This window comes from Stenotrophomonas sp. YJH_SMC_58, from assembly GCF_059369635.1.
Genome location: NZ_JCAFSW010000010.1, coordinates 1 through 25,744, shown reverse-complemented (window position 1 = coordinate 25,744; position 25,744 = coordinate 1). Strand labels below are relative to the sequence as shown.

Genomic DNA, 25,744 nt, shown 5'->3' with positions numbered 1-25,744 from the left:
CGCGTGATTTCAGCCACTTCAGCAGGTCCAGAACGCGAATAGACGATCTCCGTGTACTTTACTTCCAGCGTGCGCCTCGTTGTGACCTTCTTGGTGGCCTACTTCGTGGCGTGCTTTGGCCCGGACCCGGCCTTGCGCCAGTTCTGTAACGTGCGAATACCACTACCGGCAAGTTTCGCAACTTCGTCATCCGTGTACGCTTTTTCCGACGTATCACTAAGGATCTGACGCGCCATTTCTCGTGCTCCTCGGCGCTGATCCACTTCCACTCCATTACGGTCGCGCCGAGTTCCACACGTACCCGCTCTGTTTCGAGGCGATCTAGCTCGTCGAACACCTCGCCCCAAAACTCAAGCGCTTCCGTCACACCAACCGGATCGGCGGCCTTTTCAGCGGCCTTGTCTTCGTCATCCCCAGGTTCTTCAATCGCCTCAATCAGTTTCCCGACCGGCACCTCCCACCCGCCGCCATTCTTCTGCAGGCCTGGAACCAGAACGGCGCGCCATGCTTCGGCGACTTTTCCCGGAGACAGGCAGACGCGACCGGGGAACCGTTGGCTAATGCGTTCTTCAGTAGCAGCGGGGAGGGTGGCGCTCATTCCTTCGCAATCACCGTGTCGTACAGGCCGTAGTGCGTCAGCCCCTTGTGGCTCTCGATGCCCGTGTAGCGCAGCGAGGCGTCTTCGTAGCGGCGGAACGCAAACACCGCCTGGTTCATCTGCTCGGTGTTGAACACTTTCAACCGCACCAGTAGATGGAAGTCGGCCACGGTCAAGCCAGTGACCACCTTGAACAGATCAGGTTCAATCTTGGTGATCACATCCTGCAGCGTGTTTTCGCGGAAGTCGGTCAGGTACATGAAAGCCGGGATGCGTGTAGCGAACTTGATCAGCTTCTCCTGTACCAGCTTGCGCTTGCTCTTAAACTCCTTTTCTTCCTCGGAGAGTTGCTTCTTCTGCTTCTCCGTCAGGCCAGCTTCCTTGGCCTTTTTCTTGAGCGCCTTGATCTTGTCGCCCTTGTTGATGATCGTTTCGATCACGTTGTCGCCCAGCGATCGCCAGCCCTCAATCCGCTCCACGGCAGCCAAGGCTTCCGGGTCGTTTAGGATGCGGCGCAACGTGTCGTTGTCCACGTTGACCAGCAGGGCGCTTTCCCACTTACGTGCCAGCAGCGTCGCCGATGTGCCCGCCATCGCAATGTCGAGAATGCCGCCGGCATCGATCTGCGTCATGTTAGCGCCGTCGTAGGCCAGCACCGGCAGGAACGCTACCAAGTCTTTGACCGCATTCTCCGGGTTCGGTTCGTTCGGCGACAGACCAATGCCGTACTCGGACAACTGGCGAAGAGCGCGCGTGGGCGCGAAGTCGAACACGAAGCAAGCCGGCTTGAGGATTTCTTCCTCGTTCGGGTTGTCGCCGTTCGGGTTCTTGATCGACCACGGCGACTGCACGCGGAACGCCGCCTGGAAATAGGTTTCCGGCGATTTCAGGTTGCGCAGCATGAGGATGGACGACCATTGCGGCACCGTCACGCCCGTCGTGAGCTTGCCGCATGACAGCGTGATCGTTTTGGTATCGAAGCCGCTACCGATGGCATTGCGCACGGGCGGCAAGGCTTCCAAGCCAATACCGGCACTCGTGCCAGCAGCCGCGATCACTCTATAGTCGTGCCAGAACGTATTGTGCTTTTCCTTCAGCAGGTTCTCCATCGCGTGGCAGGCTGCGACGTTAGGCAAAAACCAGAACGAGTGCTGCAAGTACGGAAGCAGCCGGGTGTCGGAATACGGAAACGGCGGCTTGGTGCCGGTCTTCAGATACTCGGCAGCCTTGGGCATGTATGCGCCCCGGATGATGTTGAGCCATTTCTGTACATCGTCCTTGTGCTTGAATTTGGCCGTCTTCCCGGTGCTCGTCGCGGCGAAGAACTCATTGAGGTCAAACTCGTCAAACTCTCCGGCGCTGGCGATGGCCAGTAGCTCATCGGGCATTTGGTAGGTCAGCAGCCGCATTTGCGGCAGCGCCCCGTAGGGGTTCCACTTGTCCGCGTGATAGGTGGCGTGCTCTTCCTTGACGCGCTGCTCGTCAGTGTAGGTCCAGTTGTAGATTTGCTCTTCGATGAACTCGCCCGTGGCCAGCGCCTTGAACGGCGTACCGGACAGATAGAGGTACGCCTTGGTAGTGATGGGCAGGAAGCCTGGCTCCTTCTCCGTCAGCACGTCCAGATCGTCGTTGACTGCATCCAGATCAGCCGCATATTCGAGCTTGGCTTCCTTCTTGGCCTCGGCCTCGTCTTCGCCCTCGAACAGCTCCTTGGCGGTGTCGCGCCATGCTCCAAAGTGGTACTCGTCGAAGACCACCAAGTCCCAGTTCACTTCGTGCAGCCATTCATTGCGGGGCTTGATCGCCCCGGTTGCCTTGTCGCGGCCCAGCACATCCTGAAACGAGCCGAAATAGACCACCGACTTCTTCTTGTCGATCTGCGTCGGGTCGCTGCCCGAACTCTTCGAGAGGTATTGCCAGCCGTCGAAATCGGCGTGGTTCTCCAAGTCGGACTGCCACGCGTCCTCGACTGCTGGTTTGAACGTCAGCACCAGCACGCGCTTGGCCTTCATCGCCTTGGCGAGCTGGTAGGCGGTGAAAGTCTTGCCGAAGCGCATTTTCGCGTTCCACAGGAAACGCGGAACGGCGTGCTTGTCCTCTTCCCAGCGTGAGCGGTAGTAGTCGTGCGTCAATCGCACGGCGTCCGCTTGCTCCTTGCGCATGGGAAAGGTATCGCTGTGCGTGCCTGTGAACTTCTGGCCCGTCCGCAACTCGGTCAGGACGGTTTTCACGTCCTTCACGCTGCAGCGCATCCACTCCAGCGCGACATTCTTGAAGTCCTTCTTGACCAGCGCCGCCCGAACTTCGTGATCGCGGATAACGCTACCGTCCTCACGCTCGGCGCTCTCGTCCATTTCAATCTTGTAGTTCTTGATTGCCGCCGTCTTGAGCTGCTCGGCGACGCGCTTTTTCACGTCGCGCGTGGTCTGCCCAATCTTCAACTGCCCCTTATGCGCGTTGTCGGCAATCGAGTAGGCGTAAATGCGTGGGCGTGTGGTTGGCTTGGGAGCAAGGATTTCATCGATGGGCTTACTCATCGATATTGCCCTTCGCCCTGATGGATGCCTCAATGTAGGCGATATCGTCCTTGCTGAGCCGGTACTTTTTGTAGAGCTCTGCGTCTGTCCAGGCTCGATCCCACGCCTGCTGCGGAACCCATGTGTAAGTTGCACGCGTAGCATGCTGCGTGATTTTTCTTAGCGAAACCAAGAAGCGGAAGAAGCGAGTATTGAGATAAGTTTGCAGGCTCTCAGCCTTCTTCTTCGACCCTACGTAGAAGAATAAATAGGTTTGTGTGCAGACTGACGGCTTCTCGGCAATGAAACTTGGCCCAAGCACCATGGCAGGCCGAGCCCCACGCTCGCCATAGGCCGCTGGCGTCATCACCTTCCAATAGTCAATCAAATGCGCACTCTTAGTGACATCTCTACGCGCTATGCCGCCAATGAGGCGCTTGCCCTTACGGAAGTAGTACAGCGCAATGTCATCCGGCCGCTTTTTCTCACGAAATTCATCGAAGTTTGAGGTCCAGCCGAACTCCTTGTCAGCTGACAGGATTTCCGTGATGGAGGGTTCTTTCGCTGCGAGCACCTTCTTGAGAATGCCAAGCCCTCGACTGTCCCGCACAAAGATATCGTGCTCACCCAGATCGCGATCCACGGGGCCCACTGTTTCATCGCCGCTGACAGTGGTGACTTCGCACGCACCTTCATTATCCCTGTCCCAGAGGAAGAAGCAGACGCCACCCTCGAAATCCACGCCAGGAAACACCAAATCCATACGCTCAAAGTCAACCAACTTCCTTATATTCCTGTCTCCAAGCATAGCCTTTCGAAAATCCCCCAGGCCAAGACCAGACGCCATCCAGCGGGAGGGGATGACCATAGTCAAATAACGCGGCTGGAGCTTCTTTGCCTGCTCAACGAACTTATTATAGATAGGAATATCTCGCGTGCCGCCATCACTGGCTAACTGATACGGCGGATTGCCAATGATCACATCAAACTGCATGTCGCCTCCAAAAATTCCGTCCACGCGCGCCTTGATATCGTCAGCATGGATAAGCGCATAGGCATGCGTTTCCATTCCTGCGCCACGATCCAGCGCCTTCTTGCTCGCCCCACAGAACGCGCATCTCTCTCCGTTCCAAGCGTGTTCCGTCCGCTCGAACCAGACATTCCCAGCGTCGCTATCGAACGACTTACCAATGGAATGCTCGCCGTTGGCGTGTTTCGAGCAGTAGACGCTGCGCCGTGCCAACAAACTGGTGAGTTCGGTAATGGCAATGCCGAACACCTGTTTACTGAGGATGTGATCGACACGCTTCTGCAGGTTGGGGATCGCGTCCTTCAAGCCTTCCGTTAGTCGCGCAGTGATTTCGCGCAGGAACACGCCGGACTTGGTAAACGGATCGAGGAAACGCACGTCCGGGTTTGCCCAGATGCTCGCGCCGCCGTGGTCTGAGGCCCATGCTTCGGCCACGGCATCCAACATGCGATTGGCGAACTCTGGTGGTGTGAACACCTCGTCGTTGCTCAGGTTGGCAATGCACGTCAGCACGTCGGGATTTCGCCCACGCAGAGTGAAACCTGATTGCTTTGTGCCCATCATGCTTGTCTCCCCAGAACAAACCTGGCTTGCTCGGTGCGCAGCATCTGGAACGGCGTCATGTAGCGCACGCCTACACCTAAGCACGCATTCGGAATCTTGATGCGCGCGTTCGATGTAGCGGGCGTTTCGTGCGTGACCAGCACATGATTACCTGCCAAGGCATGCGCAACCAGATAGAAGTCGGCCGCCTGCAGAAAGGTGTTGATGGCCGCAGGCGTGAATTGCTGACCCGTTGCCCAGCCGCTGACCTGCCCGAACTGTGTGGCCAGCGATGCCGGAGTACGGCGGAATAGATGGCTGCCGTGATCTACGGCCCATGTGGACAAAGCATCTCCACCTGCGGCAATTTCATCGGCCACCTTGTCGATGCTGAACACCACGCCGGTATTACCTTTGTGTACCAGCCATTCCCAGAACGCAGGACAGAAATCCAGTCCATAGTGCAGATTCTTGGCCGACATGAATATGTTGGCGTCCAGCAAATAGCTCATGCCGTCACCCCCAGCTCACGTGCGGCTTCGTAGAAGGTGGCCGTCTTTCGCACGCCCAGCATGCGGAAGGCGTCGGGGAAGGAAGTCAATCCTTCCAGTGTGCTAGACAGGATGGCGCGTGCAAAACGTTTACTGGTGCGCGCACCGAGCGAGTTGTAGAAGTCTCCACCACTTTCCCTACGTTCCAACGAACGCAGTCGTTCCAGCTCATCGCGATAGTGCTGCCACAGCAAAGTTTGGCTAATGAACCCGGCGTCGAACTGGCGACGCAGGGCGACCAAAGTGCTAACTTTGAACAGACGTGCCAGCCGCTGAGTTTCCTGCGGGATTGGCATTTCTGGGTGATACGCAGCACGCAGCGCCTGCATGGGCATCAACAATTCCGCCGCCACTTGATTGCACCAGCGCTCAATCTGCTGCTCCGGCATACGACCGCTCTCAGGATCGGATACACCGGAAGCCCCCAACCACAGATGTGCCAGCTCGTGGGCCAGCGTGAACATCTGCGCGGACTTGCTGTCCGCACCATTCATGAAAACGAGCGGCGCCAGATCATCCGCCAGCGCGAAGCCTCGGAACTCCTCAACATCCAGCTTGCGGTGGCTATTACTACCTACCACCGAGGTGACCATCACCATCACGCCCGCTTCTTCGGCCTTGGCAATCAACTGGCGAAGCGCATCCGTCCAAGTAGACAGACGCTGTCTTGCCTCAACGGACAGCGTCAATACCTCGCGCATCCGCTGGGCCACTATTTCTGGTTCCTCCTGGACGGTGGCACTACCCACGAAGGAAAGGGGCGGGAAGCCATGCAGCCGCGCGTGGTCACGGAACCAGCCTTGCCGCTGCTGGCAGAGATAGATCGTGTCGAGCAGGTGGCTACTCGGCTCGCCAATGGCCTCATCCCTTAGCGTGCGAAAGTCAGGGATAGGCAACGGCAGCCTCGGAGGCTGCGGCAGAAAAAAGTAGCCGATAGCTGTATGCGTGCGCCTCGCGAAGTCTTCCAGTTGTCGCAAGGTCGGCTGCGCTTCACCCGTGACCCAACGCGGCCACTTCGGGTAGTGCCCAGTCAAGGCTGCATCATCCAGCCCCGCACGGTGCGCAGCCCATAGGAGAACAGAAATGGTGGCGGGGACAGTATCCATGAACAAGATTTATCGAGTTCTCTGTTCCGTGGCGGCCAACTCAGCCACATTCATGACGGGATAGGTCTTAACCGGCTGGAATATCTCATGCTTGCCCAGGTGGGCAAACAAGCCGCCCTCCTGGCTAAACGCCGACGAATGCGTCAGCACGTCGAAACGGAAATTCCGCCGCTGGAACTTGCCCTTACCAAGATAGCCCCACTCGGCAAAAGTTATCGGCTGCTTGCTGTTATCCAGCATGGTTAGAGCATCGCCGTGAACCAGGTTCTGCGTTAGCACGAAACTGGCGGCACGGTACAAGTCGGCGTCAGCGTCCAACCCAAGGTATTCCGCAAAGATTTCGAGCAGGTTCTCCCGGCACTCCAAGATGTTGTCGGGAAGCAGCTCAACGCCGTAAATACACATCAGCCCGAGCAGCGCGAAGTTGCGCTTTTCGAACTCGGCCTTGCCGTACTTCAGCTCGACAGCCGCGAGCTTGCGCCGCAGGATTTGCACCAAGAAGTTGCCGCTGCCACAGGCAGGCTCCAGAAACCGGCTGTCGATCCGCTCGGTTTCGCTCTTCACCAGATCGAGCATAGCCTCGACCATCCACGGCGGGGTGAAGACCTCCCCGTGGTCGGCGACGCGCTGCTTGGATTTCACTAGGTTCATGGTGCTATCGCTTTCCCCTTTCGCTGCATTATGCAGCTAATCGCACAGCATGTGAGACAGCCAGCAAAAACCCGCCTTGCGGCGGGTTCGTTGTGATGAGGCCTTGCGTTCCCAACCCTTTGATCATGACGGGCTATTCTTGGCGTTAGCGACGACTTCCATGAGCCTTCGTCGCCGCAACGCTGCATCCTGAACTTGCTGTGCCGCGTCCCCTCTTCGTCCAGAAGCTCCGCGAAGATCGCCACCCAGACCGCTTGTGCGGCCAAGTCCTCCCAAGACTGAGCCAGCGCGTCGGCGAGCGAGAGCACATCGAAGGCGTCCCCGTCGAGAGTCTGGGCATAGATGGCGTTGTCCACGACCAACAAGTGACCCAGCAGCGCACCACTGGGGTTCGTGGCCCAGACCTGAGGCAGGAGCAAGTCGGCAAGGCTGGCAAATGCCAAGCGGCCACTTGCCAACAACCCCTCCAGGGCCGCCGCTGCGTCCTCGTGACAGCGCAGCGTCGCCGCTGCCCGCAGGATGTCGATCTGCGGCCGCACTCGCTGTGTAGCGGCCGCACGACGCTCAGCCAGGTCGTCCCGGGTTTGCTTGATCGAGCGCGTATCGCGCACGTCTCCGGTTGCCGGGGTAGGTGGTGGGGACATGGATCGCAGGATCGTCCTGTTCGTCGCGAGCGGAGTGGCCGTCGGGCCTCAGGGTATTCCAGACCCGAGGGCTGGTGCCAATGATGGCCTCCTCACATTGCGCCATTGCCATCCATAGGTCCGGCCACGCATGCTGGATGTAGCACCTGGTGGTTTTCGCCATGCGCCGCGGCTCGTCATCCTTCGGATGGTGGCCGAGCATTTGCGTGACCATGCGGCCATGGAACAGTTTGCCAGCCAAGCGCCCCGAAGTGCACCTCAGGTTGTACGGTGTGAGGCGGATCTTCATGCCCTTTGCCGGGTCGTACAGGCCAGCATCCAAGCGCACGTTGGCCAACATCGACCTGGCCTCAACTCCCACCGCCGCCCAGCTGCCTTCAAGCGGTCCTTGGTGTCCTTCGACAGCAGGTTGGACGCCTGCATGGCGGTGTGACGCATGTTGTTCAAGGCTTCGACGAGACGCTCGTCCGTGAGGTCTGCAACTGCTACGTCGATCAGGCGACGTCCGGGTGCGACAACCGCCGAACCGCTTGCTGCACGGCAGCGTATGGAACCTGGCTTGGCCTTCTTGCCCGTCGGGGGCTTCTTCAGGCTGTCCAGGTACTTCTGCAGCGCCTCGCCTACTGTGGTCCCACGGACCTTCCGCGCTTCCGTGGTGGCCTTGATCCGTTCCTGCGGGTCTTCGCCGGTCTGGCGAATGTGGGAGCGGCCCCGGCCAGCTCGAGTGCGACTGTCAGGTCCAGCTCTTGAACCGAACCCGATGGGAGAACCGGGCGAGCCATCGCGAAAGCGATACGGCCTGCCGGTCGTGTTGTCGACCAAGTGAACCCAACCGTCCACCGTCAGTGTGGGCCGGTGACCCATCGTCAGTGACTGCAGCTGGGCCTTGCTCAGGCGATACTTCTGTTCGGTTCTCGGTGGCATAGCCACCTCCTCGTCTGTCGCAATGTCCACGGCTGTGGTCACTCTTATGGACACCCTAATCCCTTCAAAACGCATTTCTCAAGCCCATGGACACTCCTGCCAACCCCTTCCATATCGACGTAATCCTTTACCAGCCCGAGATCCCGCCCAACACGGGCAATGTGATCCGGCTCTGCGCCAACACCGGCGCGCAGCTGCACCTGGTCGAGCCGCTGGGCTTCGCACTGGAAGACAAGCAGCTCAAGCGCGCCGGGCTGGACTACCACGAGTATTCACGCCTGCAGGTGCACCCCGACCTGGATACCGCGCTGGCGCGGATCGCACCGAAACGGTTGTTCGCCCTGAGTACGCGTGCCAGCGTCCGCTATGACAGCGTGGCCTTTGAAGACGGTGATGCATTCCTGTTCGGCCCCGAAAGCCGCGGCCTGCCGCAGGACGTGCTCGATGCCCTGCCCGATGGCCGCCGCCTGCGCCTGCCGATGCGGCCGGACAACCGCAGCCTCAATCTTTCCAACACCGTTGCCGTGGTGATGTACGAGGCGTGGCGGCAGCACGGGTTTGCCGGCGGCGCGTAACGCCACGCGTCTCTCTTCTGCCTGGTCGTTGCTGTGGCGGGCGCATGCGTTCATGGGCGTTACTTTTCTTTCCGCGCGGAAAGAAAAGTAACCAAAAGAAACGCGCCGCCATCCGCGAGCCGGTGCTGCGCACCGGTGCCCTGCGCTCCTTGGCCCGCCGGGGGACGGCGCGGAACTCGCTGCGCTCAGACACCCGCGCCTCTTCGCCCCCGCCGGACCTGCGGTGCTCGGCTCGCTTCAAGGCGGACCCAACAGCCGCGCGGTACAGGCTGTCCTTGAACCCATCTCGATACAGTGCGCGGTTCGATACACCGATCGCTCGCCTGCGAGTACGCTACTGGGCAATGCCGGCCAGCGGCCGGCACTACCGGTGCACTCAGAACGCGTTGATGCCGGTCAGTTCGCGGCCGATCACCAGCTGGTGCACGGTCTCGGTGCCTTCATAGGTGATCACCGATTCGAGGTTCAGCGCGTGCCGGATCGCCACGTGTTCGGTGGTGATGCCGGCGCCACCCAGCAGGTCACGGCATTCGCGGGCAATGTCGATCGCCATGCGGCAGTTGTTCCACTTGGCCAGGCTGACCTGCTGCGGCTGCAGCTGGCCGGCTTCCTTCAGGCGGCCCAGCTGCAGGGCCAGCAGCTGCGCGGTGGTGATGCGGCGGGCCATCTCGGCCAGCTTGATCTGCGCGCTCTGCGTGGCCGCCAGCGGGCGACCGAACAGCACGCGCTCCTTGGCATAACCCAGTGCTTCATCCAGGCAGGCAATCGCCGCACCGATCGGGCCCCAGCTGATGCCATAGCGGGCCTGGGTCAGGCAGCCCAGCGGCCCCTTCAGGCCCTTCACGTTCGGCAGCCGGTGGCTGTCAGGCACGCGCACGTCATCGAAGAACAGCGCACCGGTCAGCGATGCGCGCAGGCTCATCTTGTGCTTGATTTCCTGCGTGGTGAAGCCGGCCATGCCTTTTTCCAGCACGAAGCCCTGGATGCCGTCCTCGGTCTGCGCCCAGACGATGGCCAGGTCGGCCACCGGGCCGCTGGTGATCCACATCTTGCTGCCGCTGATGCGCCAGTCGCTGCCGTCGCGCACCGCTCGGGTCTTCATGCTGGCCGGATCGGAACCCCCATGCGCCTCGGTCAGGCCGAAGCAACCGATCAGTTCGCCGCGCGCCATCGCCGGCAGCCACTGCTGGCGCTGCTCCTCGCTGCCATAGGCGTAGATCGGGTACATGCACAGCGAGCTCTGCACCGAGACGAAGCTGCGCAGGCCCGAATCGCCGCGCTCCAGCTCCTGGCAGATCAGGCCGTAGCTGACCGCGCCGAGGCCACCGCCACCGTATTCGGCCGGCAGTGTCGCGCCGAGCAGGCCCAGAGACGCGATCTCCGGCACCAGCTCGGCGGGGAAACGGGCCTGGTCGAAGGCATCGCCGATGATCGGCAGCACGCGCTCGTTGGTGAAGCGGGCGACGCTCTCCTGCACCGCGCGCTCTTCCTCGTTGAGCAGGGAACGGACATCGAACAGATCGTACGGATGCAAAGCCATGGCACTCACGCGCAGTCAGGACCGGGCCATTGTCGGTCATCCGGGCAGAGCGTGCCGACCAAGGTCGGCACCCACCAGAGCGGCGGCCCTACGCTGCATTGCAGCAATCCGGGTGTGAACATCGGCGATCTAGCTCGATCACGCGCGTCCCGGTACCCTGACACATTCAAACAACCGTTTCGCCCGTGGCTGCACGCGCGATTCCCAGGCACCGCCGGTGGCCCCGATGCCGGCCCTACCCACGAGTCATGCAATCGATGAGCGCTGAAGCCAACGCCCTGCCCCCGCGTGAAGTAATGGAATTCGACGTGGTGATCGTCGGCGCCGGCCCCGCCGGCCTGGCCACCGCGATCCGCCTGCGCCAGCGCGCGATCGAAGCCGGCCGCGAGTTGTCGGTGTGCGTGCTGGAGAAGGGGTCCGAACCAGGCGCGCACGTGCTGTCCGGCGCGGTGATGGATCCGCGCGCGCTGGCCGAACTGTTCCCGGACTGGGCCGAGCGTGGCGCACCGCTGAAGCAGAAGGTCACCCGCGACGAATTCCTGTTCCTCAGCGAAACCGGCGCACGCAGCACGCCCAACGCGCTGCTGCCGGAGTGCTTCCACAACGAAGGCAACTACATCATCAGCCTGGGCGAAGTGACCCGCTGGCTGGCGCAGCAGGCCGAGGCGCTGGAAGTGGCGATCTTCCCGGGCTTTGCCGCCGCCGAGGTGCTGTATGGCGACAACGGTGAAGTGATCGGCGTAGCGACCGGCGACATGGGCATCGAGAAGGACGGCAGCATCGGCCCGGCCTTCGAGCGCGGCATGGCGCTGCACGCCAGGTACACGATCTTCGCCGAAGGCGCACGCGGCCACCTCGGTCGCCAGCTGATCGCCCGCTACAAGCTGGACGAAGGCAAGGACCCGCAGGCCTACGGCATCGGCATCAAGGAACTGTGGCAGATCGACCCGGCCAAGCATGAGCCGGGCCTGGTGGTGCATGCCGCCGGCTGGCCGCTGGACAGCGACACCTACGGCGGCGCGTTCCTGTACCACGCCGACGGCGGCAAGGTCGCCATCGGCTACGTGGTCGGCCTGGACTACAGGAACCCGTGGCTGAGCCCGTTTGAAGAGTTCCAGCGTTTCAAGACCCATCCTTCCATCCGCAAGCACCTGGAGGGTGGCACCCGCATCGGTTACGGCGCGCGTGCGATCACCGCCGGTGGCCTGTTGTCGCTGCCGAAGACGGTGTTCCCCGGTGGCGCGCTGGTCGGCTGCGAGGCCGGCTACCTCAACGCCAGCCGCATCAAGGGCAGCCACGCCGCGATCAAGACCGGCATGCTGTGCGCCGACGCCGCGTTCGATGCACTGGCCGCCGACCGCCAGCACGATGAACTGAGTGCCTATCCGACGGCGTTCGAAGCCAGCTGGCTGTTCACCGAACTGCAGCAGGCCAAGAACTTCAAGCAGTGGTTCAAGAAGGGCCAGACCGTGGCCACGCTGATGACCGGCGTGGAACAGTGGCTGCTTCCCAAGCTGGGCGTGCGCAACCCGCCGTGGACCCTGCACCGCACCCAACCCGACCACGCCTGCCTGGAACCGGCGGCCAAGCACACCCGCATCGCCTACCCGAAGCCGGATGGCGTGCTGACCTTCGATCGACTCAGCTCGGTGTTCCTGAGCAGCACCAACCACGACGAGAACCAGCCCAGCCACCTGACGCTGAAGGACCCGAGCATTCCGGTGAAGGTGAACCTGGCCGAGTACGCAGGCCCGGAAGCGCGCTACTGCCCGGCCGGCGTGTACGAGTTCGTCGGCGAAGCCGACAGCGCGCGCCTGCAGATCAACGCGCAGAACTGCGTGCACTGCAAGACCTGCGACATCAAGGACCCCACCCAGAACATCGTGTGGGTGACCCCGCAGGGCGGCGGCGGCCCGAACTACTCGGGCATGTGAACGCCACGGGCTGCGACCGCGTGTCGCAGCCCACCTGCCCCGCTGCGTCGCTATCCTGCCCGCCCATGCGTGCTTTCCGCCTGCTCATCACCGTTGCCGTGGCCCTGGCGGCCACGGCCTGCCAGCGCCCGCCTGCAGCACCGGCCACGCCGGAACAGGCGCACCAGCAGGCCATGCAGCGCGCGTTTGAACTGTGTGCCGGCTGCCACACCGTGCAGCCCGGGGGCATCCACCGCTTCGGGCCGAACCTGCACGGCGTGATCGGCCGGCGCGCCGGCAGCCTGCCCGACTACGGCTACTCCGATGGCATGCGCCGCGCCGACATCACCTGGACCGCGCAGACCCTGGATGCGTTCCTGCAGTCACCCACCCATGTTGTACCGGGCACACGCATGTACAACGCCTTCCCCAGCGCCGAACGCCGTGCGCTGGTGATCGCCTACCTGCATCAGCAGTCGGCTCAGTGAGCCAGGCGCTGCAACTGCTGTTGCAGCCGCGCCACGAATGCCGCCACCGCGGTGAACAACGGCTCCGGATCGGTCTCGGCCGCATCCTGCAGGCGTTCGACCAGGGCATTGGCCTGCGCAGCCAGCACCGTCGCTCCCACCGCGCCCAAGCCACCGGCCTGGCGATGCAGGTGCAGCGCGGCAGCCTCACGGTCGCCGGCCTCCAGCGCGCGCTGCACAGCGGCCAGGTCACCTGCACTGGCCTGCAGCAGGCTGTCGCGCAACCGCTCGGCCACCGCACGTGAGCCGAAGCGCCGCTGCAGGCTGTCCAGATCGGGCAGCGTCCTGTCATCGACGGCAGCGGACTCGGCCAGGGGCTCCTCGAACCGTTGCCCCTGCGCCTGCGGCAACCAGCGCAGCAGTGCCGCGCGCAGCGTCGCCAATGACAATGGCTTGGCCAGCACCTCATCCATGCCGGCTTCACGGCAACGACGCGCATCGTCGTCCAGCACGCTGGCGGTCAGCGCCAGCACGGCCAGCCGGGGTTGCCCGGTGCGTCCCTCGCGTTCGCGCAGCAGCCGGGTGAAGCCAAAGCCATCCAGCACCGGCATCCGGCAGTCAGTGATCACCAGATCGAAGCTCTCCGACGACAGCCGATCCAGTCCCTGCTGGCCGTCACCGACAATCACGTGCGGCACGCCCAGCTGCTGCAGGCGCCAGGCCATCATCGCCTGGTTGGTCGGATGGTCCTCGATCACCAGCACCCGTGCCTCGCGCAGCGGCGCAGGCAGCAGCGCCACCTGATCCTGCTCGGCCACCAGGGCCTCGACATCGCCACTACCGGCCTCCACCAGCGACAGCCGCACCTCGGCGCGGGTGCCCTCGCCCAGCGTACTGTGCAACGCCAGCTCGCCGTCCATCATCTGCACCAGACGCTGGCAGATGCTCAAGCCCAACCCGGTGCCACCGTGGTCTCGCTGGATGTAGGCACCGGCCTGGGTGAACGGCGCGAACAGGTGCTGCAGTTGTTCCGGTGCAATGCCGATGCCGGTATCGGTGACACTCAGGCACAGCGGCTGAGCCCCCTCCTCGCTGGTCGGCCCCAGCACCTCCAGCTGCAGGCGAACCTCGCCCTGCGCGGTGAACTTGATGGCGTTGCTGAGCAGGTTGAACACGATCTGGCGCAGGCGTACGCCATCCACTTCGTGGGCCGGCGCCAGCTGCGGGTCAATCTGCACGTGCAGCGCCAACCCACGTGCACTGGCCTGTGCGGAGAGCAGGCGGCACACGCTCTCCAGCAACGGCCGCAGCGGCTGCGGCACCGGCTCAAGGCGCAGTGCGCCAGCCTCCAGCCGTGAGTAGTCGAGGATGTCGTCCAGGATCTGCCGCAGCATCTGCGCCGAGTCCTCGATCACCCCCAGGATGCGCTGCTGTTCGATGTCCAGCGGCGAATGCGCCAGCACTTCCAGCATGCCCAGCACGCCACTCATCGGCGTGCGGATTTCATGGCTCATGGTCGCCAGGAAGCGCGACTTCGCTTCCGCCGCCTGCTCGGCCTCGGCCTTGGCCGTGACCAGGGCGTCGGCCTGTGCACGCGCTTCGCTCACATCCACCCAGTAGCCACTCCAGGTCACCGCACCGGCTTCTGCGGCATACGGATGGGCCTGGCTGCGCACCCAGCGCGCGCCTTCGCCCTCGGCGCGCAGGCGGAACTCGAGGATCAGCGGCGCGAACTGGCGCGCGGCCTGTTCGACGGCCTGCAGGATGTGTGCGCGATCGTCTTCCTCAATGCGTTCCAGCAGCGTCCTGGCGTCCTGCTCGGCCTGCTGCCGGCTGATTCCGAACAACGCCTGCAGATCACCGGCGATGAACGGGAAGCTGAGCACGCCATCGGCGTCGCGGCGTGCCTGGTAGACCACCGCAGGCAGGTTGTCGGTGACCTCGGCCAGTCGCTGTTCCAGATGACGCCGACTGGTCACTTCGCGGCGCAGGCGCCAGTAGCCGATGCCATGCACCAACAACGCGGTCAGCAGCACCACCAGCAGTGGCAGGCCCCAGTGCAGTGCGCTTTTCCAGTCAACGCCATTGCGATACTCCACCGCCAGCCAGTCGCCACGCAGCGCCTCATGCTTGCGCGGCGTCATCTGCAGCAGCAGGCGATCGAAGGTGGTCGCCAGTGCGGCATGCCGCCGCTCCACCGCCAGCACCAGCTGATCGTTGAAGCCCGCCGGTGCAGCGACCTGCAGGCGGCCGGGGAAACGACTGCGCAGCAGGTAGTCGACCACCGCCAGATTGCCCACGTAGGCATCGGCCTCGCCATCAAGCAGCCGCTGCATCGCCTGTTCCGCACTGCGTGCCGCCATGATCCGGGCCTGCGGTGCCTGCTGCAGCACGTAGCCCCGCACACGCTCGGGATCGGACAGCAGCACGCGCTTGCCCTGCAGGTCCGACATGCCCAGCAGGGCTGGGCTGTCGACGCGGCTGACGATCACGTTCGGCACACTGATGAAGGGCTGGCTGAACACCCAATCCGGCCCCAGGTAGCGCGAATCGGCCGGAATTCCCATCACCGCCTGCAGCTCGCCACGGCGGGCCTTCTCGCGCACCTCATACCAGTCGTGGCTGCTCTCCGGCTGCAGGTTGGCGCCGGCCTGCATCAGACGGCGCAGGTACTCACTGGCCAGGCCGCTGGGCTTGCCCTGCTCGTCGGTGAACGACAGCGGCGCCGCGTTCGGTGCGAAACCGATCTTCAACGGCTGTTCCAGCACCCGCTTCTCGGCCCGGCTCAGCGCCATCTGCGCCGATGCCGACCACTGCGGTGGCGGCAGCCAGCGCTGCACCAGGGCATCGCGCTGGGCCTGGCTGGTCGCAGCCAGGGCCAGATCCAACGCTTCTGCCAGCGGCTGCTTGCTGTTGGGTACACCGAAGTGCAGGCGTTCGGGAGGCAGATCGCTCGGCCGCAGCAGCACCACGCCCTGCAGGCGCTGGGTGGCGATCAGTTCGGTGGCGACATAGGCATTGCCGATATAGACATCAGCTTTGTCGTCTCTGACCATCTCGAGTGCCGCCAACGAGCTGTTTGCGACAAGCTGACGGGCCTGTGGAAAACGCGCGCGCACCTGCGGGCCGGTCAGGAAATCCTGCTCGATCACCACCCGCAGTCCATCCAGATCGGGATTGTCCGAGGCACGCAGGTCGTCGGGGCGGCCCACCAGGGCCAGCGGTGCCTCGCCATAGGCGGCGGTATAGACCATGCAGCGGGTGCGGTCGGCACTCAGACCGACATTCATCACCACATCGATCTCGCCACGACATGCCGCATCCAGCACGGAGGTCCAATCCGGAAAACGACGGGCCTCGACCTTCACACCCAACTGACGGGCAAGAAGCGACAGATAATCCGGACCCAGACCCACCTGCTGGCCATCACGGAGTGACTCGAATGGTGGCCAGCCGCTGTCATACTGCCCCACGACGATGCTTGGATGGGCGGCGAGGTACTCGCGCTGCAGGGGACTGAGCGGCAACAGCCCAGGCACTGCCTGTGCCAGCGCCACGGGCAGCACCAGCACGGCCAGCAGCAGGACCAGCCCGCGAACAGCCCAGCTACGCATCGGCGTCGATCTCCTAGAATCCTGACAGGGCCGCGATGGTCGCGGCCCGGCTTGCCCGGTGGCCATACTAGAGCAATGAGCTTGCGCATCATCATCGCAGACGACCACCCTGTGGTCCGTATCGGTACCCGCGCCGTCATCGAATCGAGCGGGGTCGGCCGCGTGGTCGGCGAGGCTGACAGCGCGCAGGCGCTGATGGCCCTGCTCGGCAGCCAACCCTGCGACCTGCTGGTGACCGACTATTCCATGCCGGGCAGCCCACAGGCCGACGGCTTCGCCATGATCGGCATGATCCGCCGCCGCTTCCCCGACCTGCCGGTGCTGATGCTCAGCGTCTCCAACAACCTGGCGATCCTGCGCATGGTGCTCGACAGCGGCGTGCTCGGCCTGGTCGACAAGAGCTCGTCGATGGACGAACTACCGCAGGCCATCCAGGCGGTCTATCGGGGCCAGCCCTACATCAGCCGGAGCCTGCGTGAGCGGGTCGAGGCTGCGGGCAGCTGGCGCATGCGCGAGGGCGACGGCAAGCCTTTGTCGCCACGCGAGGTGGAAGTGCTGCGGCTGCTCGGCACCGGCATGACGGTGAAGGAGATCTCGCTGCAGCTGCACAAGAGCGTCAGCACCATCAGCCGGCAGAAAGGCGACGCCATGCTCAAATTGGGCCTGAAGGGCGACGCCGAACTGTTCGACTACCTGCGCGACGGCAAGATCTGAGAACCAGATCACACTGTGAGGGCATCTGTCACCGCCCTCTTTGACCGGCCGCCGTTCTGTGCCAAGATGACCCGGCATGGGTTTTCAATGCGAGGTCGAAGGAATCGGCCGGCTCATGTCCTCGCTCCCGTCCCAGGTGGATGGGGTGCGGTTTCCTGCCGGCCGTCTGGCCCGGCAACGCTGACCATGGAGAGGCGCATGCATCACCCCCCCGAGCCATGTTGGACCCTGCCGTTGCGGCCCCTGCGCGCATTCGCGGCGTGCCTGCTCGTCTCTCTTTCCGCTGCGGCCTGCAGCGCCGCCGATCCGGCCCCCTCGTCCTCCCAGCCTGGCGCCCCCGTGCAGGCTGCCGATGCGCCCCGACAGGATGTTGCCCCGATGCAGAACACCTCTCCCGACACCGCCGTCACCCCGCCCGACGCGCCGACCGTGATGTATTTCACCTACCAGGTGGACGGTGATGGCGCGACCTCCTACGAGGTCCAGAACGGCAGCGTGGCGACCTTCTGGTTCGGCCACACCTTCACCCTCGATGGCACCACGTATTACACGGGTTTCTCCTGGGATACCCGCGAGCACTACGGCAAGCCGGGCGAGCAGACGCCGGCCGGTCCGGATGACCGCGCCAACCTCGCCGAGGCCACTTTCGTGCTGGCCGGCACCGACGCGAAGAAGCCATGGAAGTTCCGTGGCCAGGAATGGACCATCGGCGCGCTGGGCGCGTACGACAAGGCCGACGATGTCGATACCCGGCGCAAGCCGCTTGAACATCGCACCGCCGACGGTCGCCTGCTGCTGGCGGTGCCGACCAGCAGCTTCGACCGCGGCATCAGCAGCACCGGCTATGCGCTGCTGCTGTTCAACCCCAAGCGCAGCGAAGACGACGTGGACAGCAAGGTCTGGCGCTATGTCGGCTCGGTGCGTACGGGCGAGGACAACAGCGCCGCCTGCGACGAAGGCAACGTCATGCCCTGCACCGACAGCGATGGCGAACTGGCCTTCGCTGCCGACGGCAGCGGCCTGCCGCGACTGACCGTGACCTTCAAGGGCACCACCATCGAAGGCCCCGGCAAGACCCGTGCGCTGGGCGCCGGCGACGCCGTGCACTACACCTTCGACAGCGCGACCCAGCAGTACGTCGCGCCCTGATAGCACCCGCCCACGCGCGGGTTTCCTGTTGACCGACATGTTCTTGACTCACGGATGAGTCCGGTTGGCGATTCGCGGCATGCGCCGCTCCATCAACCCCGAGGAAAACGTCATGGCACAGCATGACTACAGCAGAAAGGAAGTTCTGGACATCGTCGAGCAGGTCGCCCGGCAGAAAGGCCTTCCGGTCGATGACTTCATGCGCTTCGCGCACATCGAGACCGGCGGCACCTTCAACGAGCGCGCCCACAATACCTCGTCCGGCGCCAAGGGCCTGTTCCAGTTCGTGCCCGGCTCCGCGCGCCAGTACCACCTGACCGGCCACGAGTTCGACCCGACCCGCAACACCGAAGCGGCCGCAAAGATGTACCAGGACAACCTGGACTCGATGGCACGCCGCAACGAGCGCACCGGCCACCCGTACCTGTCCGGAGGCAGTACGCCGACCGGCCTGGACCTGTACCTGGCCCACCAGCAGGGCAGCGCCGGCTATGGCTCGGTGCAGACCGCGATTGCCACCGGCACCTTCGGCGTGGTCCGCAACGGCCACGGCGAAGAGATCAACATGCGCCGCAACGTGCTGAACCAGATCGGTTCCGACGCGAAGGCGCTGACCGGCCACACCCTGGCCGAGATGCGCGGCATGAACGATGGCGACCTGGCGCGGACGTTCTCCAGCTACTACATCCACAAGTACGCGGCGATCAGCATTCCGGAAAAGAACATCGAACCGCAGGCGGTGGCGCAGGGCCAGGGCCAGGCCCCGGCCGCGCCTGCACAGGCCAGCGCAGCCGTGGCGGCGGGTGCAGCCACGCTGGCGGCAACCGCAGCGGCGGCTGCCACACCGAAGCCGGGCATCGAACTGCAGGCCGCCTACGAGGCCGGCGTGAAGTACGACCACGTGAAGTACGCCATCAACATTCCGGGTCACGCGCTGTACGTACCGGGCAAGACCGGCAAGAACGTGGAGCAGGGTTACATCGACTGCTCCGGCTGGGTCGGCACGCTGCAGAACCGCACCATGGACGAGATCAACCAGAAGGCCGGGCATGCGGTCTTCAGCAAGGCCGATCGCATCGACCTGGGCAACCTGGGTTCCGGCGGCATCGTTCGCAAGGCATTCGACCAGTCCGGCGTGCTGCTTGACCGCGACGCGATCCTCAAGCCCGGTGCGCTGAAGGAAGGCATGATCATCGGCCTGGATACGGCCAGGACCCGCCACGAGCACTGGAACGGCATCGACCACATCGTGATGGTGGTGCGCGACCCCACCACCGACAAGCTGCTGATCAGCCAGTCCACCGGCAGCAAGGGCGTGCACACCATGCCGGTCGAGGACTACCTCAAGCAGGTGAAGGACCACCCGAACTGGAAGCTGTACGCCTCCGATCCGCTGTCCAAGGCGCGCGACCTGCTGGAAAACCGCACCCCGTCGCACGAGCAGGCCCAGGGCAAGCCTGCCGCCGAGCACAAGGCCGCTGCCACGCCGCACGCCGAACTGTACAAGCAGGGCGCGCACAGCGAGGGCGTGCGCAAGGTGCAGGAGCAGCTGGGCCACCTCGGCTACGTCGGTGCCGACGGCAAGCCGCTGGTCGAGGATGGCCGCTTCGGCCGCAACACCGACGCGGCGGTGCGCCAGCTGCAGAAGGACAACGGCCTGGTGGCCGACGGCATTGTCGGGGCGAAGACGCTGGAGGCCATCAAGGAAGCCCGCGAGCGCCCGCTGCTGAACGACGAACGGCACCCGCGCAATCCGCTCTTCATCCAGGCCAGCAAGGGTCTGGAACTGTTGCCGGCCGGCACCTTCAAGGATCGCCACGCGCTGGAAAGCGCCGCGGCGGCCCTGACCAAGGAGGCGCATGCCGCCGGCCTGCAGCGCATCGACACGGTGGTGCCCAGCCCGAACGGTGAACGCCTGTTTGCCGTGCAGGGCACGATCGGTGACCCGGCGGCCAGCCGCGTGGCGGTGGAGGCCCGAGCCGCCAGCGAGCAGAGCATCGCGCTCAGCAGCGGTGCCGTGCAGGGCGCGCCTAACGTGCTGCACCAGCAGCAGGACGCCCAGCAGGAGCAGGCCCGGCAGGCACAGAAGGCGATGGGCGTCTAAGCCCGCAACGCCTTGGCAGAGAAGGGAGGGCCACGTCCGCGTGGCCTTTTCCCTTTCTGCCAGCTGAGCGGCCGAGGCCGCTTTCAGCCTTGCTTCATGCCGCCTGCCGCTAGATGAATGCGCAAGCCGCACGGTGGACCAGGCAATGTTCCGGCAATGTTGGAACGTCAGCGTGGTCTCCACGGCAGCCGGGGCGCCCGCGCCCTCCCTGCCCAGCGTGGCATGCACCTCACAGGAGAACGAACATGCTCAGTACTTCCACACTCAGCTTCCGTGGTCTGGCGATGGCCCTGGCACTGGTTGCCGGTGTCGCCGTGGTCAGCGATGCCAGCGCGATGTCGAGGAAGGACAAGCGCACCCTGGTCGGCGCCGTGGTCGGTGGCGTGGCCGGCAACCTGCTCTCCAACGGCGATCCCGCTGCCACCGTCGGCGGCGCCGTGGCCGGCGGCGCGATCGGCAACTTGACCACCTCCGACCGCCGCGACCGCCGTTACTACGACAATCGCCGTTACGACGACCGCTACGATCGCCGTTACGACCGTGGCTACTACCGCAGCGGCTACTACGACCGCGGTGATGACCGTCGCTGGCAGCGCGAGCGCTACTACGACAACCGCTACTACCACGACCGCGGTCGCCATCGCGGCTGGTAAGCAGCGCGGCATCTCCCATGCCGATGCACGGACGGGCGGGTCGATGACCCGCCCGTTTGCGTTGGCCGCGTGCATGGCGTTGAATGCGCAGCCTTGGATGTGACTTTCCCCACTGGGGCTGCGGCATGACTTCTTCCTCCCACCGCGTGCAGGGCCTCAACAACGACGAGGTCGCTGCCGACTGGCCACCGATCAGCGCGGCGGACATCGCGTGGCTGCGCCAGCACTACCCGCAGCTGGACGAGCGCAGCGAACCGCGCTGGCACAGCCCGCGGCCGCTGTCGGCTGCCGCCATCGTCAACGGCGTGGAAGGCGCGGTGTTCATCAAGCGCCACCACCACAGCGTGCGCAGCACGGCCTGCCTGGAAGAAGAGCATCGCTTCATCGCCCATCTCGCCGCAGCGGGCGTACCGGTGGTGCAGGTGCTGCCAGCGGCCGATGGCCACACTGCGGCCGAACATGGCGAATGGACGTTCGAGCTGCATGCGATCGGCGTCGGCGAGGACCTGTACCGCGACGCCGTGTCGTGGTCGCTGCTGACCGATGTCGCGCAGGCCCGCGAAGCCGGGCGCACACTCGCGCAGCTGCACCGGGCCGCCGCCAGCTACCACGCGCCCCAACGCAGCACCCATGTGCTGGTCGCGCGCGACGATCTGATCCGTGCTGACGATCCGATCGCGGCCATCAAGGCAGGGCTGCACGAGCGTCCCGGGCTGGCCCGCTATCTCGCGCGCATTCCATGGGAAGCGCAGTTGCAGCGCGACGTGCTGCCGTGGCATGCCGGCCTGGCCGAGCGCCTGCGCGATGAGCCACGGTTGTGGGCGCACAACGACTGGCACGTTTCCAACCTGCTGTGGCGCGATGGGCAGATCAGTACCGTGCTGGATTTCGGCCTGGCCTCGCCCACCAGTGCGCTGTTCGACCTCGCCACGGCGATCGAGCGCAACGCGGTGGCGTGGCTGGAACTGGAGCGCGGCATGGAGGCGGTGCGCATCGATATTGCGCTGGCCCTGCTCGACGGCTACCGCCAGGTGCTTCCGCTGTCGGCGGCACGCGTGCACCTGCTGGCCGACCTGCTGCCGATGGTGCATTTCGACTTCGCACTATCCGAAGTGGAGTATTTCGAGGGCGTCACCGGCTCGACCGCCAATGCCGATGTGGCGTGGCAGCCCTTCATGCTCGGCCATCCGGCGTGGTTCCATACCGCCCCGGGGCAGGCACTGCTCAACGCGCTGCACGCGGCAGCCTGAAGGACGCCGGCTCGCAAATCCGTACCATTTGTAGTGAAATGGTCACCTGAAGCGGGGGTGCCTGGATCTGCCAGGCTGAGAGAGTCCCTTGGAACCTGATCCGGTTTGCACCGGCGTAGGGAGCTTTGAGCCGCAGCCACACCCCCGTCATGGGCCGGTGCACCTGCGCGCCGTCGCTTCGTCTCCCTTGTTGTCCGAAGACGAACCGAATGAACCGCTGCCTGCGCCCCACCCTGCTCTGCCTCGCCCTCTGCGCCGCGCTGCCGCTGCACGCCAGCGAGGCCGAAACGTCCCCCGATGCGGCTGCCACCGGCGCCGAGCGCTCGCCGACCGAACTGGCGGCGGTGCGCGTGCAGGCCGGCAAACCGAAGGCCGATACCTCGCGCGTGAATGCCTTCGGTGGCGGCAGCTGGAAGGACACGCCCGCGTCGATGAACGTGCTCGAGCGCGATTACCTCGACGGTCGCCAGGTACGTTCGCTGTCCGAGCTGGCCAGCAACGATGCCTCGCTGGGTGATGCCTACGCGCCGGTGGGCTACTACCAGAACATCGCCATCCGAGGCTTCGCACTGGACGCGGCCACCGGCTACCGCTTCAACGGGCTGTCCATCGCCGGCGAACAACGCCTGGCGCTGGAGAACGTGCAGTCGGTGGAGATCCTCAAGGGTGAAGCCGGCCTGGCGGCAGGCGTGATGGCGCCGGGCGGAATCATCAATTACATCGGCAAGCGCCCGGCGGAAGTGCGCACCGCCACGCTCGGCACCGATTCGGAAGGCTCGCGCTACGTTGCCGTCGATGTCGGCCACTGGATCACCCCGCGCTTCGGCGTCCGCCTGAATGCCGCATGGGATTCCAGCAATTCCTACGTCGAGCACGCCGATGGCCGCCGCAACTTCTACTCGCTGGCCGCCGACTGGCTGATCGGCGAGCGCGGCAAGCTGGAAGTGGATGCCAACTACCAGACCAGCTCGCAGCGCTCGGTGTCCGGCTACCAGCTGCTGGGCGCGCGTGACCTGCCGCGCGGTGTCGACCGCGAGCATCTGCTCGGCTACCAGCCGTGGCAGCGCCCGGTGGATATCGCCAGCACCAACATCACCGCGCTGCATACCTACGACTTCAACGACGCCTGGCAATCACGTGTATCGGTCGGCCACAGCCGTTCGGTGATCGATGACAACGTCGCCTTCGCCTACGGCTGCTACTACGCCGCGCAATGTGCCGATGGCAGCGTGCCAGGCAACTACTTCGCACCCAACGGCGACTATGACATCTACGACTACCGCAGCCCGGACGACACCCGCCGCAACCAGCAGGCCCGTGCCGAACTGCGCGGCCGCTTCGAGACCGGCAGCGTCGGTCACCACCTGACCGTCGGCGCCGACTACTTCCGCCGCACCGTGGACAAGCGCCCGAGCGTCAACGAGTACGTCGGTACCAGCAACATCCACGAGGCACCGGTGCCGGTGTTCGCGCCATCGCCGAAGATGCCGGGCCCATCCGCACGTCGCCTGGACAGCCGCCAGACCGCGTTCTTCGCGCTGGACCGGGTGAGCTTCGGTGACGACTGGCAGTGGCTGGCCGGTGGCCGCTTCGTGCGCCTCGATGAGCGCGCCTACGACAAGCGTGGCACCCCGCAGCGGCACAGCCGCCTGTCGCGCTTCCTGCCGCAGACCGCGGTGGTGTGGAAGGCCACCGACCAGCTCAATGCCTATGCCAGCTACGTGCGCGGCATTTCGCTGGGCCAGGAAGCGCCGTTCTGGACCAGCAACGCCGACACCTTCCTGCCGTCGGTGCAGTCGCGGCAGCTGGAAGTGGGCGTGAAGTACGTGCCGGTCGAAGCGCTGACCCTGGGCGCGGCCGTGTTCCGCATTTCGCAGCCGTACCAGTACGCCAAGCCGGACAGCAGCGACGTCGGCTACACCTTCGTCGAGGAAGGCACGCAGACCCACACCGGCCTGGAGCTGACCGCCAACGGCCAGCTGACCGATGCGCTGCAGATCGTGGCCAGCGCCAGCGTGCTGCAGGCGCGCGCGCGCGACACCGGCACGCCAGCCTATGAAGGCCATCAGCTGGTGAACGTGCCGAAGGTACGCGCCAGCGTGCACCTGGCCTACGCGCTGCCGTTCGTGCAGGGCCTGGACGTGACCGGCGGCTGGCGCTATGCCGGTGCCAACGTGGCACGTGTCGACGGCGGCGTGCGCGCACCGGACTATTCAGTGTTCGACGCTGGCCTGCGTTTCCAGCATCGCCTGCGCGAGCGCACAGTGACCTGGAACCTGTCGGTGGACAACGTGTTCAACCGCTTCTACTGGCGCGATACCGGCAGCAGCGGCGGTGACTACTACCTGTTCCCCGGCGCACCGCGACAGGCCCGCCTGTCGGTGACGTTCGCGCTGTGAGCGGCGTGATGCTCGAGTGGACCTCCGCACTGTGCAGCATCCTCGGCGTCTGGCTGATGGCCCGGCGCCGGCTGGCGGCGTGGCCGGTGGGCCTGCTGTCGGTGGCGCTGTATGGCCTGGTGTTCGCCGAGGCCAAGCTGTACTCGGACACCCTGCTGCAGATCGCCTTCGGTGGTTTCCTGGTCTATGGCTGGCTCAACTGGCGACAGCATGCCGCCGATGAGGGCAGCATCCGCATCGTTCCGCTGGCACGCGGCACGCTGCTGCGCGACCTGGCCATCGGCCTGTGCGGTGGCGTGGCGCTGGGTGCAGCCATGCACGGCTTCACCGACGCTGCCCTGCCGTGGTTGGATGCGCTGCTGACCGGTCTGAGCCTGGTCGGGCAATGGTGGCAGGCCCGCCGCCACGTGGCCTGCTGGTGGGTGTGGATCGCAGTGGACGTGGTCTATGTGGGTGCGTACCTGTTCAAGTCGCTGCACGTGACCGCCGCGCTGTACATGTTCTTCCTCGGCCTGGCCGTGTTCGGCCTGCGCGCATGGAGCGCCGCCGCTCGCGAGCCACAGGTGGCAACCCGGTAGGGCCACGCCATGCGTGGCTGGGCTACCGGTAGTCGCCAACCTTGGTTGGCGTGCGTGCCGACCAAGGTCGGCATCTACCCAGAACATCCACGCATGGCGTGGATCTTATCTCTTGCCAATCTGGCACCTTGGGTGCCGAGAGCCCGGCGTGGGCGACCGTGTGGATCCAGGTCTTGCGACCGAGAAGTAGCTTGGGTCCCCACGCCGGATTCTCCCTGAACCGCC

General features: G+C 64.6%; 20 protein-coding genes and 1 riboswitch. Of the genes, 10 read left to right on the top strand and 10 right to left on the bottom strand.

All coding sequences use genetic code 11. The features are described from left to right. Window positions 1-58: 58 nt before the first annotated feature. The 8 genes from AC5P68_RS13800 to AC5P68_RS13765 are packed head-to-tail and all read right to left on the bottom strand — an operon-like array spanning window position 59 to window position 7,979. A complete protein-coding gene (locus AC5P68_RS13800; protein ID WP_231522440.1) occupies window positions 59-598 on the bottom strand; it encodes a hypothetical protein in 540 nt (179 codons plus the stop codon). Then, a complete protein-coding gene (locus tag AC5P68_RS13795; RefSeq protein ID WP_231522441.1) occupies window positions 595-3,135 on the bottom strand; it encodes a GIY-YIG nuclease family protein in 2,541 nt (846 codons plus the stop codon). Before AC5P68_RS13795 ends, AC5P68_RS13800 begins: the two co-directional genes overlap by 4 nt. Continuing rightward, entirely contained in the window at window positions 3,128-4,708 is a 1,581-nt protein-coding gene (locus AC5P68_RS13790; protein ID WP_231522442.1) for an Eco57I restriction-modification methylase domain-containing protein, read from the bottom strand. The genes AC5P68_RS13795 and AC5P68_RS13790 overlap by 8 nt, the downstream gene beginning before the upstream one ends. After that, complete coding sequence (locus AC5P68_RS13785; RefSeq protein ID WP_231522443.1) at window positions 4,705-5,199, bottom strand: DUF4411 family protein; 495 nt, start codon at window positions 5,197-5,199, stop codon at window positions 4,705-4,707. Before AC5P68_RS13785 ends, AC5P68_RS13790 begins: the two co-directional genes overlap by 4 nt. Continuing rightward, window positions 5,196-6,344 carry an ImmA/IrrE family metallo-endopeptidase gene (locus AC5P68_RS13780; RefSeq protein ID WP_231522444.1) on the bottom strand — a complete coding sequence of 383 codons (1,149 nt, stop codon included), beginning with the start codon at window positions 6,342-6,344 and terminating at the stop codon, window positions 5,196-5,198. The genes AC5P68_RS13785 and AC5P68_RS13780 overlap by 4 nt, the downstream gene beginning before the upstream one ends. A gap of 9 nt (window positions 6,345-6,353) precedes the next feature. After that, window positions 6,354-6,995, bottom strand: a complete 642-nt coding sequence (locus AC5P68_RS13775) for an N-6 DNA methylase (RefSeq protein ID WP_231522445.1) — start codon at window positions 6,993-6,995, stop codon at window positions 6,354-6,356. Further along, window positions 6,992-7,606, bottom strand: a complete 615-nt coding sequence (locus AC5P68_RS13770; protein ID WP_495217101.1) for a hypothetical protein — start codon at window positions 7,604-7,606, stop codon at window positions 6,992-6,994. Before AC5P68_RS13770 ends, AC5P68_RS13775 begins: the two co-directional genes overlap by 4 nt. After that, window positions 7,560-7,979: a hypothetical protein gene (locus tag AC5P68_RS13765; protein ID WP_495217100.1), complete on the bottom strand. Its 420-nt coding sequence runs from the start codon at window positions 7,977-7,979 to the stop codon at window positions 7,560-7,562. Before AC5P68_RS13765 ends, AC5P68_RS13770 begins: the two co-directional genes overlap by 47 nt. Window positions 7,980-8,649: 670 nt before the next feature. Here AC5P68_RS13765 and AC5P68_RS13760 point away from each other — a divergent pair. Next, window positions 8,650-9,138 carry a tRNA (cytidine(34)-2'-O)-methyltransferase gene (locus AC5P68_RS13760; RefSeq protein WP_231522448.1) on the top strand — a complete coding sequence of 163 codons (489 nt, stop codon included), beginning with the start codon at window positions 8,650-8,652 and terminating at the stop codon, window positions 9,136-9,138. Between the two features lie 376 nt (window positions 9,139-9,514). On the opposite strand, the gene AC5P68_RS13755 is transcribed toward AC5P68_RS13760, so the two are convergent. After that, on the bottom strand, window positions 9,515-10,678 hold the full coding sequence (locus AC5P68_RS13755) for an acyl-CoA dehydrogenase family protein (protein ID WP_033835514.1): 1,164 nt from the start codon (window positions 10,676-10,678) through the stop codon (window positions 9,515-9,517). Window positions 10,679-10,935: 257 nt separating this feature from the next. Between AC5P68_RS13755 and AC5P68_RS13750 the strand changes: the two genes are divergently transcribed. Further along, window positions 10,936-12,612: an electron transfer flavoprotein-ubiquinone oxidoreductase gene (locus AC5P68_RS13750; protein ID WP_049455009.1), complete on the top strand. Its 1,677-nt coding sequence runs from the start codon at window positions 10,936-10,938 to the stop codon at window positions 12,610-12,612. A gap of 65 nt (window positions 12,613-12,677) precedes the next feature. Further along, window positions 12,678-13,079 (top strand): c-type cytochrome, encoded by a 402-nt coding sequence (locus AC5P68_RS13745; protein WP_423373157.1) that lies wholly within the window; start codon window positions 12,678-12,680, stop codon window positions 13,077-13,079. Here the strand turns inward: AC5P68_RS13745 and AC5P68_RS13740 are convergent. Next, window positions 13,073-16,672, bottom strand: a complete 3,600-nt coding sequence (locus tag AC5P68_RS13740; RefSeq protein WP_049402843.1) for an ATP-binding protein — start codon at window positions 16,670-16,672, stop codon at window positions 13,073-13,075. The genes AC5P68_RS13745 and AC5P68_RS13740 overlap by 7 nt on opposite strands. A gap of 75 nt (window positions 16,673-16,747) precedes the next feature. Between AC5P68_RS13740 and AC5P68_RS13735 the strand changes: the two genes are divergently transcribed. From AC5P68_RS13735 to pnuC, 7 genes are all read left to right on the top strand, one after another. After that, window positions 16,748-17,386: a response regulator gene (locus AC5P68_RS13735; protein ID WP_005407620.1), complete on the top strand. Its 639-nt coding sequence runs from the start codon at window positions 16,748-16,750 to the stop codon at window positions 17,384-17,386. A gap of 378 nt (window positions 17,387-17,764) precedes the next feature. Beyond that, complete coding sequence (locus AC5P68_RS13730) at window positions 17,765-18,535, top strand: hypothetical protein (protein ID WP_049402844.1); 771 nt, start codon at window positions 17,765-17,767, stop codon at window positions 18,533-18,535. 112 nt (window positions 18,536-18,647) lie between these two features. Then, the gene (locus tag AC5P68_RS13725; RefSeq protein ID WP_049432650.1) at window positions 18,648-20,639 is read left to right on the top strand and encodes a peptidoglycan-binding protein; all 1,992 of its coding nucleotides are present in this window, start codon (window positions 18,648-18,650) and stop codon (window positions 20,637-20,639) included. Between the two features lie 245 nt (window positions 20,640-20,884). Further along, window positions 20,885-21,292 carry a glycine zipper 2TM domain-containing protein gene (locus AC5P68_RS13720; protein ID WP_014645533.1) on the top strand — a complete coding sequence of 136 codons (408 nt, stop codon included), beginning with the start codon at window positions 20,885-20,887 and terminating at the stop codon, window positions 21,290-21,292. A gap of 125 nt (window positions 21,293-21,417) precedes the next feature. Further along, complete coding sequence (locus AC5P68_RS13715) at window positions 21,418-22,542, top strand: phosphotransferase enzyme family protein (protein WP_033835102.1); 1,125 nt, start codon at window positions 21,418-21,420, stop codon at window positions 22,540-22,542. A 43-nt stretch (window positions 22,543-22,585) separates the two neighbouring features. Continuing rightward, a riboswitch (TPP riboswitch) is annotated at window positions 22,586-22,681 on the top strand. Window positions 22,682-22,751: 70 nt separating this feature from the next. Continuing rightward, on the top strand, window positions 22,752-24,941 hold the full coding sequence (locus tag AC5P68_RS13710) for a TonB-dependent receptor (RefSeq protein ID WP_049402845.1): 2,190 nt from the start codon (window positions 22,752-22,754) through the stop codon (window positions 24,939-24,941). Between the two features lie 8 nt (window positions 24,942-24,949). Continuing rightward, window positions 24,950-25,519 carry a nicotinamide riboside transporter PnuC gene (gene pnuC / locus AC5P68_RS13705; RefSeq protein WP_414498141.1) on the top strand — a complete coding sequence of 190 codons (570 nt, stop codon included), beginning with the start codon at window positions 24,950-24,952 and terminating at the stop codon, window positions 25,517-25,519. Window positions 25,520-25,744 lie beyond the last annotated feature (225 nt).